Origin of the sequence: Bacillus sp. BP-3, assembly GCF_028401955.1 — a bacterium.
Taxonomy (GTDB): domain Bacteria; phylum Bacillota; class Bacilli; order Bacillales; family Bacillaceae_G; genus Bacillus_A.
Map to the genome: position 1 here is coordinate 80,706 of NZ_JAQOTJ010000011.1, position 16,557 is coordinate 97,262.

The 16,557-nt window shown below is 36.2% G+C and carries 12 protein-coding genes; 2 read left to right on the forward strand and 10 right to left on the reverse strand.

Going from position 1 to position 16,557, the window contains the following annotated elements; translation table 11 throughout:
* Nucleotides 1-42 precede the first annotated feature (42 nt).
* The 3 genes from PLX19_RS17440 to PLX19_RS17450 are packed head-to-tail and all read right to left on the reverse strand — an operon-like array spanning nt 43 to nt 4,548.
* Nucleotides 43-3,132 carry an AAA family ATPase gene (locus PLX19_RS17440; protein WP_272190021.1) on the reverse strand — a complete coding sequence of 1,030 codons (3,090 nt, stop codon included), beginning with the start codon at nt 3,130-3,132 and terminating at the stop codon, nt 43-45.
* Nucleotides 3,129-4,286 (reverse strand): exonuclease SbcCD subunit D, encoded by a 1,158-nt coding sequence (locus tag PLX19_RS17445; RefSeq protein ID WP_272190022.1) that lies wholly within the window; start codon nt 4,284-4,286, stop codon nt 3,129-3,131. Before PLX19_RS17445 ends, PLX19_RS17440 begins: the two co-directional genes overlap by 4 nt.
* Nucleotides 4,287-4,308: 22 nt before the next feature.
* Entirely contained in the window at nt 4,309-4,548 is a 240-nt protein-coding gene (locus tag PLX19_RS17450) for a DUF2584 family protein (RefSeq protein WP_272190023.1), read from the reverse strand.
* Between the two features lie 517 nt (nt 4,549-5,065).
* Between PLX19_RS17450 and PLX19_RS26245 the strand changes: the two genes are divergently transcribed.
* A complete protein-coding gene (locus PLX19_RS26245; RefSeq protein WP_442869066.1) occupies nt 5,066-5,464 on the forward strand; it encodes an RNA-guided endonuclease InsQ/TnpB family protein in 399 nt (132 codons plus the stop codon).
* Between the two features lie 392 nt (nt 5,465-5,856).
* Here the strand turns inward: PLX19_RS26245 and PLX19_RS17460 are convergent, their stop codons facing one another.
* The gene (locus tag PLX19_RS17460; RefSeq protein WP_272190024.1) at nt 5,857-6,117 is read right to left on the reverse strand and encodes a hypothetical protein; all 261 of its coding nucleotides are present in this window, start codon (nt 6,115-6,117) and stop codon (nt 5,857-5,859) included.
* A 529-nt stretch (nt 6,118-6,646) separates the two neighbouring features.
* Between PLX19_RS17460 and PLX19_RS17465 the strand changes: the two genes are divergently transcribed.
* Nucleotides 6,647-7,711, forward strand: coding sequence for an enoyl-CoA hydratase/isomerase family protein (locus PLX19_RS17465; protein ID WP_272190025.1), 1,065 nt, complete (start codon nt 6,647-6,649; stop codon nt 7,709-7,711).
* Between the two features lie 68 nt (nt 7,712-7,779).
* On the opposite strand, the gene PLX19_RS17470 is transcribed toward PLX19_RS17465, so the two are convergent.
* The 6 genes from PLX19_RS17470 to prpD all read right to left on the reverse strand — a co-directional run bounded on the left by PLX19_RS17470 (nt 7,780) and on the right by prpD (nt 16,554).
* Nucleotides 7,780-9,240: a CoA-acylating methylmalonate-semialdehyde dehydrogenase gene (locus tag PLX19_RS17470; protein ID WP_272190026.1), complete on the reverse strand. Its 1,461-nt coding sequence runs from the start codon at nt 9,238-9,240 to the stop codon at nt 7,780-7,782.
* Nucleotides 9,241-9,278: 38 nt separating this feature from the next.
* The gene (locus PLX19_RS17475; RefSeq protein WP_272190027.1) at nt 9,279-10,175 is read right to left on the reverse strand and encodes an NAD(P)-dependent oxidoreductase; all 897 of its coding nucleotides are present in this window, start codon (nt 10,173-10,175) and stop codon (nt 9,279-9,281) included.
* A 16-nt stretch (nt 10,176-10,191) separates the two neighbouring features.
* Complete coding sequence (locus PLX19_RS17480) at nt 10,192-11,901, reverse strand: acyl-CoA dehydrogenase family protein (RefSeq protein ID WP_272190028.1); 1,710 nt, start codon at nt 11,899-11,901, stop codon at nt 10,192-10,194.
* Nucleotides 11,902-12,039: 138 nt separating this feature from the next.
* On the reverse strand, nt 12,040-13,800 hold the full coding sequence (locus PLX19_RS17485) for a sigma 54-interacting transcriptional regulator (RefSeq protein ID WP_272190029.1): 1,761 nt from the start codon (nt 13,798-13,800) through the stop codon (nt 12,040-12,042).
* A gap of 391 nt (nt 13,801-14,191) precedes the next feature.
* A complete protein-coding gene (gene prpB, locus PLX19_RS17490) occupies nt 14,192-15,100 on the reverse strand; it encodes a methylisocitrate lyase (RefSeq protein ID WP_272190030.1) in 909 nt (302 codons plus the stop codon).
* A gap of 17 nt (nt 15,101-15,117) precedes the next feature.
* Nucleotides 15,118-16,554 (reverse strand): 2-methylcitrate dehydratase, encoded by a 1,437-nt coding sequence (gene prpD / locus PLX19_RS17495; RefSeq protein WP_272190031.1) that lies wholly within the window; start codon nt 16,552-16,554, stop codon nt 15,118-15,120.
* Nucleotides 16,555-16,557: the final 3 nt, after the last annotated feature.

Genomic DNA, 16,557 nt, shown 5'->3' on the forward strand with positions numbered 1-16,557 from the left:
AGATACAATACGTGCCGCCCCCGAAAAATCAAACCATTTTATCTATTTCACCACAAACCTCGTCTTACTACACCCATCTTTCTGCTTCATTACTTCCAGCACTGCTGGCATTGCATTCTTCAATTCTTGTACGTGTGAGATTACACCAATAAATCGCCCTGATTTTTGAAGATCAATTAAGGTATCTACTGCTTTCGTTAACGATTCTTCATCTAATGAACCGAAGCCTTCGTCAATGAACATCGTTTCAATTGAAATACCGCCTTCATATGATTGGATGATATCGGCCATACCGAGTGCTAAGCAAAGTGATGCGTTAAATTTTTCACCGCCAGATAATGTTTTTACATCACGTGTTTGCCCTGTATAGGCATCGTATACATCTAATCCTAAACCACTTTGTCGATTTCGTTTTTCTACCCGTTCACTTCGTTTTAAGAAAAATTGTCCGTTCGATAATTTTCGAAGCCGTTCATTGGCTACTTGGACAATTTGCTCTAAATATTCTATTAAAATGTAACGCTCAAATGAAATGCGACTTTCATTGTCACCTTTCATCACTTCATATAAATCAACAAGCTCTTGGAACGCTGTTTCTTCTTCATGTATTTGTTCATCAATGCGGCGTATATTTTCATGAAGATCAGCAATATATTCATTCGCACTGTTCGTACGCTGACGTTGTTCTTTTATAATATCAAGCTGAATTTCTAACTCTTTCAACTGCTCTTCTATTTTCGTTAACTCTGTCCATTCTTTTCCACGGAGCGCTCCGGTTAATTCTTCAATTTGTTTTGTTAATACTTCAAGCGCCCCGTAATACGATTGAATGTGTTGTTGTAAGTCTGTTCGCTCTGCATCAGATAGTTTAGCTTCTGTGTATGCTTGCTGACTTGCAAAGCCGCTTGCTTCAAGTTCTTTCATGAAACGCTCATATTGTTCTTCTTTTTTTTCTGTTCTTTGTGTAAATTGTTGCTGCGCTGCTTTATATGCTTCTTCCACGCGAATTTTTTCACTCGTAGAGCGCTGAAATTCTTCCTGTGCTCTTTGCCACGCTGCTTGCAGGCGGTGCAGTAAAGAAGCTTTTGCTTCATATGCTTGTTGCCACGCTTCTAATGTTTGCATATCTGCTGGAATTTTTTCTTTATCATTTTCATACGCTGTTCGCAGTTGAATCAATTCCATTTCAGAGCGATGTAATTTTTCTTCTACATCACGTTTAGCTCCCTGCAATTTCTCTAATTGTTCGTCTAGCTTTTGCAGCTGTGGTGATAATTGTTTCCGTTCTTCTTCAGTCGCTTTTAACTCATTTACTTCGGCAGCTAGTTGTTTTCCTTGCTGGATTAACGTTTGATACACATCTCCAAGCTCTAGTGCAGCGTATCCACGGTTCTGTACTTCTTTACATAATTCTTCATATTGCCCTTTATAAAAGTTACATTTTTCTTCTATTTGAACGAATTGCTTTTCAGCTTGTGTTTTTTGTTCACGAAGACGATTTAACTGCTCTTCATCAACAGACATTTCTTGTTCAGTCGCTTTATTCGGATGAGCAGTACTACCACAAACCGGGCAAGGTTTTCCATCATGTAAATGAATTGCTAATTGACCAGCTTGTTCGCTTAACCATGATTTCTCTAACGTTTCATACGCTTGCTGAGCAGCATTCATCTGGTCGGAGGTACCCATTCTTTCCTTCTCATACGTTTGCAATTCTTGCCACACTTGATAAGTATCTTTTAATACTTTTGCATCTTCACGCATACGGCTTAACTGCTCCGCCTTTGTTATATATTGCTCAAGTGCTTGTTCCATTTGTTTTAGCTTACTGGCAAGCTGTTGTTTTTGTGCACTACTGAATTCTTGCTGCTCCTCTAATTTACTTATCTCATGCTTAAATTGCTCCATTTGTTTTTCTGCCGCTGCTAATTTTATTTTTTTATCAGCAAATGTTGCAATTACTTCTTTTAATTCTTCTAACATTTGAATGTTTCGCTTCGTTTCTTCACGGACCGTTTCATTGTTTTTTTCTTGTTCGTACTGCTGCTCCGCACGTTCATAAGCTAATACTAGCTGTTCTTGTTTGCCAGCCATTTGCTTCATATATTGCTCAGCATGCTCTGCACTTTGAACTGCTTCATCATACCATTGTTCAAACGGTAATAACCGGTGTGCTTGCTCGGCTTTTGTAAATTGTTGTTCTTTCGCTTCAATTGAAGAACGTTCCTGCACTAATGAATCATAACGATTTTGTTTTGTTTGCAAATCTTGTAATCTATCATTCAAAGCTTTCGCCCCATGATATCCTGTTTCCGCTTCTTTTAATTGCTTTAACTGCACTGATTCTTGTTGTTCTAATTGTTTTGCTTGTTTTTCATAAAAATCCATTTCTTGTTGAAGCGCTTCTACTACTTGATGTGTATTCACGTGTTCTTGATTTACTAATATTTCAAGCAGTGCACCATCTCGCACAGGAAGCTTAAAAACATTACGAAAGTACAATTCTCGTTCTTTTTGCTTTTCTTGCAAAACATCTTTCCATTCTTTACGCTTTTGATCTAATAACTCTCTCATTAACTTATATCGATCTGTTTTAAAAATGCGGCGTAAAATTTCCTCTTTATTTTCTGTTTCAGATGTTAACAGTTTACGAAATTCGCCTTGTGGGAGCATCACAATTTGACTAAATTGATGCTTACTAAGGCCAATTAAATCTTCCACTTTTTTGTTAATATCCGTCACATGGAAGCGATCTACACATGGAATTTGTTCGTCATCTACAACTTCATAAAACTCAATTGCATGGCCCGTAATCGTTTTATTTCCTTGCTTTTTATGACCAAGTTGACGCTTTATACAATAATTTTTTTCTTTCAATTGAAATAATAATTCAACGCTTGTATAAGCGTTGTCATCAGCAAATTGACTACGAAGCATACTCGTATCATTTCGTTCTTCTCCGCTCGCTTCTCCGTACAATGCATAACAAATCGCATCAAAAATCGTTGTTTTTCCTGCACCTGTATTTCCAGAAATCGCAAAGATTCGATGTTCGCCTAGTTCTTCAAAATTAATCGTTTCTTGCTGTTTATATGGACCAAACGCTGTCATAACAAGTTTAATTGGTCTCATGCTCTCTCCCCCTCTCGTTCATGAACTGTTTTTAATACTTCTATGAAGAGACGTTCTTTTTCTTCTGATAAATCCGTCCCTTTCATTTCTTTATAAAAAGCTTTCACAAGAGAAAGATCATCCATTTTATGACGTGAAATAACTGCAATATCTTCATTTACCAATTCTTTTCTTTGTATAACTCGCTCTACATGCATTGCATTTGGATAAACAGAACGAATCTTTTCCATTGGCTGCAATACAGGATTTTCATCCAATAATTTTACAAATACATAATCTTCGCATACAGGATGTTGTAGCAACTCATCAATTTTTGCCTCAACCGTTCTCATTTTCCGCTTTGGTGTTAACGATCGTTTCTCAAGTGTTACTTGCCCTACTTCATTTAATTCAACAATGTAATACCCTTTTTTATGATGCTCTTCTGAAATAGAATATGAGAGCGGTGAACCTGCATAACGAATTGTTTCATTTCGTACGTAATGCGCCTGGTGCAAATGACCAAGCGCTGTGTAATGAAAAGCATCAAAATAATGACTGTTTACATATTCTGCTCCGCCAATGGATAATGGCCTTTCAGCATCACTTGTATTTTCTTCCGCTTCTCCTGATGATGTTACGAAAGCATGTCCGACAAAGACATGACGCACTTCTTTATCCATCCTTCCCGATAATTCATTCATAAAAATACGCATTGCATCGTCATGACTTCGAATGTCATCATTTTTCATGACATGACGAACAATGCTTGGATCGACATATGGAACTAAATGAAAATGGACTTCTCCATATTCATCATGCATAACAACTGGTTCATATGGAAATTGAAATTGTCCGACAATGTGTAAACCTTGCTTCTTCATTAAACTACTTCCAAAATGAATACGATCTGGACTATCATGATTCCCCGCTATCGCTAGTACTGGTGTTTGTAATTCAATTACAATTTTTTGTAATGTTTCATTTAATAAATCCACCGCCTCTGTCGGCGGGATGGCACGGTCGTATAAATCTCCTGCAATAATGACAGCATCTGGCTTTTCTTCTTCTACTGCTTTTATAAATTGTTCTAAAACATAGCGCTGATCTTCTGTCATATAGACACCATGAACAAGCTTTCCTAAATGCCAATCGGCCGTATGAAAAAATTTCATCTTTCCCTTCCTTTCTTTTCTTTTAATTCACAGATTGAAGTGAAATAAGTTGATATAAAAGCGTCGTTCTTCCCTCTGTCCATTCCACTTTCTTAACAACGGCACTTCCAACAAGCTCTTGTCTTGTTTTATACACTGGTAATATTTCATCCACAACAAATAAATGATATCCTTCTAACACTAACTGAAATATATTATCTTCTGTATGTAATCGTATCTCGGTTTCATTCGCAATAATCTTTGTATGCATTTCAAACTTCATGCAAAAACACCCCTTTTTTATCTCTCTATTTTAACATATTTCCAAAAGAATTCCTCTTCCTCAAGGAATGAGAAGGGTGAAACCCCAATGAGTAGAGAGGGAATGAATTTTGGTTGACGTAAGCCAAAGGAATTTCCTCAAATCAGATAGAATGTATGTAAAGAATACTTCGAGTCTCAAAGTTATTGTTTATCGATTGTGGGCGGTGCACCATTAAAAGTTCTAAACCAACACATCGAAACACAATGATAAAACGAATGGGAGGTGACGACAATGTTGTTGAATCAAAAATATGAAATCTTTCCAACAGAAGCACAAAAAGAAGTGTTAGATCGTTGGTACAATATTGTCGTCAAACCTATAATTCTGCCTTGCTAGACAAAGAACGGAAATATAAGCAAAACAAAGAAAATTACAATCGTTATGATATGCAAAGACAACTTACATTGGACAAGAATACGTATCCTTTTCTAAGAAGAAAAAAGGCTCTGTTAACTTCATAAAACAGGCAGAGCATATTCGCAAGCTACACGAAAAAGTAGCGAACCAGCGCAAAGATTTTCTTCATAAACTCAGTTACAATCTAGCAAAAGATTATTCTGTTATCGCAGTAGAAAATTTGAACATTCGAAACATGGTTAAAAATAGAAAATTATCGAAGTCTATTTCTGATGCTGGGTGGGGCATGTTTCGAAATATGCTTGCTTACAAATGCGAAAACCATGGCGGTATACTGATTAAAGTAGAACCAAAGTATACTTCACAAGACTGTTCTATTTGTGGGAATCGCGTGAAGAAGTCTCTCTCTATTCATACCCATATTTGTACAAAGTGTGGAACGATATTGGATAGAGACTATAACGCGAGCCGGAACATCTTACGAAAAGTATTAGAAGAATTGCTTGCCACAAACTAAAGTCTACAAACTTTAGGGCAAGGTTATGTCCGAACAGTATAATCTACGCCTGTGGAGACTATGTAAGACGCGGTGGGACCCCTCACTACGCAACGGTCTATGGAACAGAAAGCCCCTACCACAAGATGGATAAGGAGGGGGGATTCACTAGTATAGCGGGCATTACTGATTGACAAGAGAATGAATGAGAAAGGTATGACTTCCCTAATAAAAACTCATTCAGCTTCTGTCATCATTCATTTATAGTATGAGAAAAGTAGCAACAGAATATAAAGTGAACTTTACCGTTTAAAATCCCCTCAGAGATTTACTACTATTAATTTTTTATTTCTTCTTATTATGGTATGTGAAATTTAATATCACTTTAAAATAAAAGTACCTTAACGGCACTTTTATTTTTGTAAATAATCCCTCATTACAACGTACAAAATAATGAATAATAACACTGTCATAAAAAGCCATGAAAGAATTGCAACGTAATTATTTTCAGTTAATGCAAAGCTAATTGCAATTGTTAAAATGAAGATTGGGAATACTAACCGTACTTTATCTTGTATCGTATCCTGCTCTTTATCTTCTTGATGAAAATAAAAAGTTAAACCAACCATAAGAAAAGACAAAATAATGACCGAGAATAGCAAAGGCCATGGCATTCCAATCTCCCCTTCCTTTACTTTTTTAAGGCGCATGGAGTTAAACATACTATCATCAACACATCTAACACATATATATGGAAGAATAGCATTAAACCTAAATATAGAAAATCCATTATACTTATAACCTATATTTCAAAACATTACAACTTATATGTTTTATTACACCCTTTCAAATCATATCAATTAATCACTAGAAGTTTTATATTCCTTTTTCTTTCATAAAATCCTTCCAAAATAACTCGCCAAAATATGAGGTACTTTTACTTTATTCATTAATATAAAGAATATTCTCTTTCTTTCCTCAAAAAACACACTACCATTTAAAATTTTTTCTATTTTCTACAGTATATTCACTTACTCTGCATTTAAAAACCGAGAAAGACATACATTATTGCAGGAATAAAGAAATAAAACAAGAAATTTATATATAAAAGCACACTTTTTCTGTTTTTTACAAAATGTCTATTCGTTTCGACACTGACACAACTTGTGAAAATAAACAGAGAATTACAAAGGAGGATATACTATGACTGATCAAGTCCTATTTTCAATTAGCACAAACGGTGTAGCCACCATTACGCTAAATCGTCCGAAAGCATTAAACTCTATTTCTTATGAAATGATAGGACCGATTACACAAAAATTGAAAGAATGGGAAGTTGATAATCAAATTCATCTTGTCATTATAAAAGGTACAGGTACAAAGGGACTTTGTGCCGGAGGCGACATTAAAACTCTTTACGAAGCACGCTTAGATGACTCTTCTATGCAAAAAGCAGAGAGATTTTTTGAAGATGAGTTCCAATTAGATATGCTCATTTATAAGTTTTCTAAACCGATTGTTGCATGTTTAGATGGTTTTGTTATGGGCGGAGGGGTTGGACTCACATACGGAGCTAGTCATCGAATTGTAACTGAGCGAACAAAGTGGGCTATGCCGGAAATGAATATCGGTTTTTTCCCTGATGTCGGATCTGCTTATTTCTTAAATCAAGCACCGGGTTGTATAGGACGTTACTTAGCATTAACAGCTTCTGTCATTAAAGCACCTGATGTACTATATATCAATGCTGCTGATTTTTATTTAACTAGTGAAAATTTGAATGCTTTCCTTAATCGCATTAAACAAGTAGATTGGCATACAAAAGACATACATACAGCATTAACAGATCTAATCAATGATTATTCAGAACTTCCTATTACCGAAAGTGAACTTTCACCATCCCAAATAGAAATTAATAAGCACTTTTCTTTTCACACTGTTGAAGAAATTATCCATTCTTTAGAAAAAGATGCGAGCCCTTTTGCAACTCAAACAAAGGCAACAATATTATCAAAATCACCATTCTCCCTAAAAGTAACGCTAAAACAATTTATTGATGGGGAAGAAAAAACATTAGAAGAATGCTTTGCTACTGATCTTGTGCTCGCTAAAAACTTTCTGAAACATGAAGACTTTTTCGAAGGAATACGCTCTGTTGTCATCGATAAAGACCAAAACCCTCAATATAAATATAAACATTTAGAAGAAGTTTCAGACGAAGTTGTAAACAACTTTTTCCATCCTCAAAAAACTAATAATAGCAAATGAATTTCCAGCGCTAAACGTTTTTCCAATAAAAAAGTGTCCACTACAATGGACACTTTTTTATATTCCCCTTAGAACCAGCGTTCTGTCACTACTTTTTTACGTGTATAAAATTGCACACCATCTTTTCCATTTGTACCTAGGTCACCGTAGAAAGAAGCTTTATTTCCAGCAAATGCGAAAAATGCCATTGGAGCTGGAACGTTTACGTTTACGCCAATCATCCCTGCATCGATATTATCACGGAATGTTTGTGCGTGTTTACCACTTGACGTATAAATGACTGCACCATTTGCAAATTTTGATTGGTTTGTAAGCTTAATTCCTTCTTCTAAATCCTTTACTCTCACAATGCTTAATACTGGAGCAAAAATTTCATCTTGCCAAATTTTCATATCTTGATTCACACCATCAAAGATTGTTGCTCCGACGAAATACCCTTCGCGGGCTTCTTCATTAATTTTACGGCCATCTACTAATAAAGTAGCTCCATCTGCTACACCGCTATTAATATAGCCTAGTACACGCTCTTTATGAGATTCACGAATTAATGGACCTACATAATTCTCTTCATGGAAACCATCACCGACTTTTAATTTACGCGTTTCTGATACAAGAACATCAATGAATTCATCAGCAATTTCATCAACTACCGCTACAACAGAGCATGCCATGCAGCGCTCCCCACTGCTCGCAAATGCAGAACCAATGACACCTTGTACTGTCTTTTCAATATTGCAGTCCGGCATAACTATTGCATGGTTTTTCGCTCCTGCAAGTGCTTGTACTCGTTTTCCATATTTTGTTCCTGTTTCGTATACATAGCGTGCAACTGGCTCAGATCCAACAAATGAAACAGCTTGAATATCTTTATTTTCTAAAATGCTATTTACAACATCTTTTCCACCTTGTACTAAGTTTAAAACCCCATTCGGGAAGCCCGCATCATAGAATAATTCTACTAGTTTTTCTGCTAAAAGTGGCGTTCTTTCAGATGTCTTTAATACAAATGTATTACCACAAGCGATTGCTAATGGGAACATCCATAGTGGAATCATCATCGGGAAGTTGAACGGAGTAATACCAGCAACAACTCCAATTGGGTATCTCCAAATTGAACCATCGATTCCACCTGCAATATTTGGAAGCGCTTGCCCCATCATTAAACTTGGTGTTGATGTTGCCAGTTCTACAGCTTCAATTCCTCGCTGTACTTCGCCAGTTGCATCTTTTAATGTTTTACCATTTTCTAATGTAATAATTTTTGCAAGCTCATCTTTGTTTTCTTGTAAAAGTTGTAAATATTTATATAACTGTCTTGAGCGATTTGGAACTGGTACTTTAGACCATGTTTCATATGCTGCTTTTGCAGCTTCAACAGCACGATCCACATCTTCTTTTGGAGAAAGTGGAACATAAGCAATTATTTTCCCAGTCGCAGGATTCGGAACAACTTCCACTTCTGTGCCAGTAGATTCTACCCATTCACCATTAATATGATTTTTCACGCGTTTAATTTCTGTTGTAATCATTGTATTCGCTCCTTTTTATTTTATATATTTGCTAGTATTCATTGTTGTTTATGACTAGAGATTAATTGTTCACTTACCTTTTGATATAAAGCAGCCATGTCTTTTTCACCATATCCTGCTTTACCAGCTTCATCATACAAATTCAAAAGCATTTCACTTACTGGTAAGTGAAGCTCACTTTCTTTTGCTAAATCAACTGCAAATCCTAAGTCTTTCTTTAGTAGATTTACTGTAAATCCTGGTTCATAATTTTGGGGCGCAATAAAGCTTTTATAATTACGCTCATAAATTCTACTTTGTCCATAACTCACATTTAAAATATCAAACATTTTATCTAAATCCATATTATTTTTCTTTGCTAATGTCAGAGCTTCACTAACACCCGCTGTATAAAAACCAATTAATAAGTTATTAATCAATTTTACAGTCGTACCACTATCAATTTTCTCACTCACATGAAATATATTTGATCCCAATACTTCCATCACTGGTAAACCTTTTTCATATACTTCTTTTGGTCCACCAACCATAAAAGTTAATGTGCGGTTTTCCGCTCCAATCACTCCACCGCTAACCGGTGCAGCCAAGAAATCGACTTTTTTATCCTTTGCAGCATCTGCAAGCTTTTTATTTAATTGCGGAGCTACTGTGCTTGTATCAATTAAAACAACATTCGAATGACTATTCTCAATTAAACCTTCTTCTCCAAAATAAACAGCTTCAACAGCTCGCGGTGACGGTAAACTTGTAAAAATCAAATCACATGTTTCTGCTAATTTTCTAATTGATAAACCGATGATTCCTCCTTCTTTCTCGAAGGAAGCTTCAGCCTCTTTATTTAAATCGACTCCATATACCGCATAATTTGATTTAACTAAATTTTTAGACATCGGAAGACCCATATTACCTAAGCCGATAAAACCAATCTTTTTCATACCGCTCTCCTCCTATTTAAACAATATATTTCCCGCGATTTATAATCGTTTTTGCGATTTCTCTCTTTTTCGTAAACAAGTTCGTGTATAAAGGTACTGACAGTTGACGAATTTCATCTAGAATGGCTTTTCTAGTTTGCTCTTCTTGCACCGCTGCAGAAAGAAGAACAATTGCTGCTGATTCTACTTTTCGATATCCTTCTTCACAAAGCACATCCGTTATAAACTGTTTTGTATATTCTTTTTCTTCACCATTTTTACTTATCGCTTTCTTTGTACGTAAAAATGCCGATTCCATTACATATACATCTTTCAACATGTCTGCTAACACGCGTGAATATTCTTGTTCTTGTTCGATTTTTAATTCAGGAGTTTGAGATAGCGTTTTCAAAGATTGCTTCAATAATTGTTTCGATAATAAAATATAACGATGATTTCGTTCTACATTTTCAAACTTGTCTTCATCTACTTTCTCCCCTAGTTGTTTCGTTTGTTTCATTAACATTTTTGCAACTGTTAAGCGGTTAATTTCATTCGTTCCTTCAAATATACGGCTAATTCTAGCATCACGGTATAATCGTTCTACTTCATATTCTTGCATATAACCATAACCACCATGAATTTGTACCGCTTCATCCACAATGTTTCCAAGTGTTTCTGAAGCATTCACTTTGTTGATCGCACACTCCATTGCAAATTGAGACATTTTCTGCATAATACCTTCATCACTCTCATGAATTGCTTCATCAATTACTCCTGCTGTCCGATAAGCCGCGCTCTCTGCACCATATGTAGCGATAATCATATTTGCAATTTTCTCTTGAATCATCGTGAAATCAATTAATTCTGTTTGAAACTGTTTTCGTTCTTTTCCGTATTGAACAGATAAGCCAATTGCCTGCTTTGCTGTTCCAATATTTCCGAAAGCAAGTTTCAATCTAGCAAAATTGAGAATATTAAGAGCTACGTGATGTCCCTTTCCTACTTCCCCTAGTACATTTTCAGCTGGTATAACGACATCCTCTAAAATCAGTGTCGCAGTTGAAGAACCTTTAATACCCATTTTCTTTTCTTCTAGGCCAATCGAAACGCCTTCACATGTTCTTTCAACAATAAATGCTGTCATTCCTTTATTTGTCTTTGCAAAAACAACATATACGTCAGCCATATGAGCATTTGTAATCCACTGTTTTTCACCATTTAATGTCCAAGCTGTTCCTTCTTCATTTAAGACAGCACTTGTTTTTGCACTTAATGCGTCAGATCCAGCATTAGGTTCTGTTAAAGCATAAGCTCCAATCCATTCGCCTGATGCAATTTTAGGTAAGTATTTTTCCTTCTGCTCTTTTGTTCCGTAGTATACATATGGCAGCGTTCCTACTCCAGCATGAATATTAAAGGAAACACTAAAAGCTCCTGCATATCCCATCTTTTCCGCCACAAGTCCAGAAACTGCTTTCCCTAATTCAAATCCTCCATATTCTTCAGGAACCTCTATACTCAACAATCCAAGTTCTCCAGCCTTTTCAAACAACTTGCGGGAAACTTGATAATTGTGCTGCTCGATATTTTCAATTTGAGGAACAATTTCCTGTTTCACAAATTGTTCTGTTGTTTTTGCGATTAAATCTTCATCACCTGAAAAATCCTCAGGTGTAAAAAAAATTGTATTAAGCTCCTGATTCAGCGAAAAAAATTCGTTCCATTGCAACTTTGTTTTCTCCATCTGTATCCCCCTATCATTTCGGTCTTCATTTTATTTATATGCAAAATCTATGCCAATCTAAAAATTGATAGAACAAGGGCAAAATGAAAAGAAAACGTAAAACTGTCTAGACAGTTTTACACTTGATATAACAATTGTTTAGATTTTGAATCTTGACAATTTATTATAAAGGGTCGCCCTAGAAATCCCTAACAATGCCGCTGCTTTTGACTTATTTCCTTTTGCTTCTTTTAAAACACGTTCAATTAATCCTCTTTCTTCCTCTTCACGCACCACTTTCATTTCTTCTTGTCTTGCTGGTAAAGACTGAATCATAGGTACTAATTTCTTCTGCTCCATATCCCGGTAATAAAATTCTTCTGGTAAATCCTTAGCCCGTATATGTGCATCATCTGATAGTGCAAATAGCCTTTCTAACATATTGATTAATTCCCTGACATTACCCGGCCAATTATAATGGAACATAAGGCGTAATACCTCTTTATCAAGGGTCTTTTCTTCAGCACCATACATTTGACATAACTTTTGTAAATGTTCTTCAACAATGAGTGGTATATCTTGTTTTCGAAAACGAAGCGGTGGAATATGAATCGGAATAACATGAAGACGATGATATAAATCCTCCCTAAAGGTTCCTTCTCTAACCATTTGTTTTAAATCTTTATTTGTCGCCGTGATTAGCCTGAAATCAACAGGAATTGGATGTGTACCACCTATTCTCTCTATTTCTCTTTCTTGTAAAACACGTAAAATTTTCACTTGCGTTAATAGTGACATATCACCAATCTCGTCTAAAAATAATGTTCCATGATTTGCAAGTTCAAATTTCCCTGCCTTCCCATTCTTTTTCGCACCTGTAAAAGCACCTTCTGCATAACCAAACAATTCAGATTCTAGTAAATTATCAGGAATAGCAGCACAGTTCACACTAATAAACGGACCATTTTTTGTTATACCAGTATAATGTATCGCGCGTGCGAATTGTTCTTTACCAACACCACTTTCTCCAGTAATTAATACGGATGCTTTTGATCCAGCTGCTTTTCGAGCCATTTTTTTCGTTTCAGAAATTGTTTGACTTTCTCCAAGAATATCTTCAAATCGAATCTGCTTCTTTTTCGGTTTAGAAAACGTTGGTTTGATTGCCCTATCCTTTTGATCAAATCGTTCTAGTATTTTATAAACATCTGAAATCCCTTCATGAATAAGCATCCCTACAGCACCTATCACTTTTCCCTGCTTCCAAATTGGCATCCGGTGCACAACTAGATTCTGTCCTTGCAGACGGTGCACTTGATTTCTTTCCGGTACTCCTGTTTTTAATACAACTGGAAGCCGCGTATTCTCAATTACATTTTCAGCGTGCTGCCCAATTGCTTCTTCCTTCGTAACACCAACAAAACGACTGTACGTTTCATTGAACATTTGGATAACTCCATTTTCATCCACAATTGCAATACCTTCGTATGCAGTATCAAAACAAAGTTTAAACCACTCTATCATTTCATGTGCACATTCGATTTCTTGAACCAAATCTTTATGAAAAGCTAATAATTCCTTATTACCGAACACTCCTTTAAGCTCTCTGTTTTTCTCGCAAGTAACGTAAAGTGGAATATTCTCTAACTCGCTTAATGAAAACTCTTCCCTTACGTTATAAAAAAAATGTCTCAGTATAGTGACAATCGGTTCATCCCACTCTGAATGATCCTCTAACCACTTTACACAATCAATTAGTTTCACAACCCCAATCACATGATTGTTTTCTAAAACAGGGAGTTCTGTGCTCTCTGATTCAGCTAGTATTCGTAATGCTTCTCGAATTGTATCATCTTTCCTCAAAATGTACGGGTCCTGCTTCATCCAATTTCGAACAGAGTCATATTTTGCAGCCATCATAACTGAATTTCCCTTCCTTTAGAATGTCTATACTCCTCTTTTCCTATCTGCATAACATGATAATGCTTTTCTACCGTGGAAAAAATATTATAATAAAATGCAACTACACAAACGAGGATTTCGTTTCTTTTTCGTCAAAAAACTTTTATCAATCTCATTCTTACTATCCGTTAATATAACAAAAAAGCGATGATTCATTTCACATCAAGCAGGTGTCTTTGCTAAAAATGTGTATCATCGCTTTCTTATTTTATCTCGCTATTTTGGGGCAGTAAAACTCTTATCCCCACGATTCAGAGTAGAGTGAGGATGAGAGATGCTGGCATGCACTCGATTGGTTTAACTAACCAGCAGTGAGAGGATGCCTCCGCTGCTGGAAGTTTCACTTCATCTATTGCCCATCAGATAAAATTGTTTTTGCAATTCCCTTATCTAACTCCTCAAAGTCATGATAAGAAATCGTTTCATATAATTCACTTCTTGTTTGCATATCAGAAAGCCCTTCTTTTTGCGATCCTTCTTCTTTTATAAGATGAAAAATACGTTCATAAGCTTTTGCTGCTACGCGGAGAGAAGTCACTGGATATATAACCATTTGATAACCGATATTAGCGAATTCTTCGGCAGTATAATACGGTGTTTTCCCAAATTCAGTCATATTAGCAAGTAAAGGTACCGTTACTTTTTTTGTAAATAAACGAAACTCTTCTTCTGACTGCAAAGCTTCTGGGAAAATAGCGTCTGCCCCCGCTTCTATGTAAGCAATTGCTCGCTCAATCGATGCATCTAATCCCTCAACCGCACGAGCGTCCGTACGGGCTACAATAACCATCGATGGTGCTACTTCTTTTATAACTTTAATTTTTTGTTGCATTTCTTCAATGGAAACAAGTTTTTTTCCATTTAGATGCCCACATTTTTTAGGGAGTTGCTGATCTTCGATTTGAACAGCAGCTACATTTGCCTCCATCATTTCTACAGCAGTTCTTGCTACATTTAATACTCCACCAAATCCTGTATCAATATCGACAAGAAGAGGTAAATCCGTTGCTCTAACAAGATCTCTTGCTCTTTCAGCCACTTCAGTAGATGTTACAATGCCTAAATCTGGTAGCCCCTTACTTGCAGTATAAGCAGCTCCTGATAAATAAAGAGCTGAAAACCCAGTATTTTTTGCAACAAGAGCAGCCATCGCATCATGTACACCAGGAATTTGTAAGATTTCAGGTGCTTCTACTAAAGTTCGGAATCGATTGGCAAGTTCTTGTTGTGTTGACTGTTTATTTACAACCCAAGCCATTCTTATTCCCCCTATACTTAAATTAAAAAAAGATCTACAAATTTATTTACATTCATATTTTCTAATTTTTCTTCATTCAAACAAGCCTCATGAATTTTTTCTTGTTGTTTATTAGAATAATGAACGGCCATATTTGCAGAGAACTTTTGAACAACCTTTGGAATCGCTTCGTCTCTACGGAAACGGTGACCTAATGGATATTCACATTCTACATTCTCTGTTACTGTACCATCTTTAAAATGAATTTGAACAGCGTTGGCGATTGAGCGCTTGTTCGGATCTAGGTAATCTAAACTGTATTGTTTATTTTCAACAACAACCATCTTATTTCGTAATTCATCTACGCGAGTGTCAGAAGCTACTTCATCCTCATAATCATCTGCAACAATGTCACCTTTTAATAAACCGATTGCAGTAATGTATTGCAAGCAATGATCACGGTCAGCTGGGTTATTTAATGGACCCTCTTTATCAATAATACGAACTGCTGACTCATGTGTCGTAATTGTAATACGGTCAATTTCATCTAATCGTTCTTTCACCTCTGGGTGTAATTTCACTGCACATTCTGCAGCTGTTTGAGCATGGAATTCTGCTGGATATGATACTTTAAACAATACATTTTCCATTACATAAGAATCTAAAGGTCTTGCTAATTTTAGTTCTTGCTTGTTAAACAATACATCTTGGAATCCCCATCCTGGTGCAGATAATGCTGTTGGGTAACCCATTTCACCTTTTAATGCAGTAAGTGCAAGATGAACACCACGGCTTGTTGCATCCCCAGCTGCCCATGACTTACGTGAACCTGTATTTGGAGCATGACGATATGTACGAAGACTAGAGTTATCAATCCATGCATGAGACAATGCATTAAAGATTTCTTCACGTGTGCCACCAAGCATTTTAGTAACAACTGCTGTTGTCGCTACTTTTACGTATAACACATGGTCAAGACCAACGCGGTTTAAACTATTTTCCAATGCAAGTACACCTTGGATTTCATGTGCTTTAATCATCATTTCAAGTACATCTCTTACTTTTAATGGTTCTTTTCCTTCTGAAATACGAACGCGGCTCACATAATCTGCAACGGCTAAAATTCCACCTAAGTTATCAGACGGATGTCCCCATTCAGCCGCAAGCCACGTATCGTTATAATCTAACCAACGAATCATACATCCGATATTAAAGGCACCGCGTACTGGATCAAGCACAAATGATGTTCCCGGCACACGTGTGCCATTTGGCACAACAGTTCCTGGCACGACAGGCCCTAGTAATTTTGTACACTCTGGATATTGCAGTGCTAAAATCCCACATCCAAGTGTATCAAGTAGCACATAGCGTGCTGTACTGAATGCTTCTGAGCTTGTAATTTCTTTATTTAATACATAATCCGTAATCTCTTCTAAAATTGCATCTTTTTGTTTAATTTCATTTGTTTTAATCACGCT

Bases quoted from the DNA above. Each gene is read 5' to 3' on its own strand.
- PLX19_RS17475 (WP_272190027.1), bottom strand. From the start codon at position 10,175: ATGAAAAAGATTGGTTTTATCGGCTTAGGTAATATGGGTCTTCCGATG.
- PLX19_RS17460 (WP_272190024.1), bottom strand. From the start codon at position 6,117: ATGCCATGGCCTTTGCTATTCTCGGTCATTATTTTGTCTTTTCTTATG.
- PLX19_RS17450 (WP_272190023.1), bottom strand. From the start codon at position 4,548: ATGAAGTTTGAAATGCATACAAAGATTATTGCGAATGAAACCGAGATA.
- prpB (WP_272190030.1), bottom strand. From the start codon at position 15,100: ATGGCTTGGGTTGTAAATAAACAGTCAACACAACAAGAACTTGCCAAT.
- PLX19_RS17470 (WP_272190026.1), bottom strand. From the start codon at position 9,240: ATGATTACAACAGAAATTAAACGCGTGAAAAATCATATTAATGGTGAA.
- PLX19_RS17480 (WP_272190028.1), bottom strand. From the start codon at position 11,901: ATGGAGAAAACAAAGTTGCAATGGAACGAATTTTTTTCGCTGAATCAG.
- PLX19_RS17445 (WP_272190022.1), bottom strand. From the start codon at position 4,286: ATGAAATTTTTTCATACGGCCGATTGGCATTTAGGAAAGCTTGTTCAT.
- PLX19_RS17485 (WP_272190029.1), bottom strand. From the start codon at position 13,800: ATGATGGCTGCAAAATATGACTCTGTTCGAAATTGGATGAAGCAGGAC.
- PLX19_RS17465 (WP_272190025.1), top strand. From the start codon at position 6,647: ATGACTGATCAAGTCCTATTTTCAATTAGCACAAACGGTGTAGCCACC.
- PLX19_RS17440 (WP_272190021.1), bottom strand. From the start codon at position 3,132: ATGAGACCAATTAAACTTGTTATGACAGCGTTTGGTCCATATAAACAG.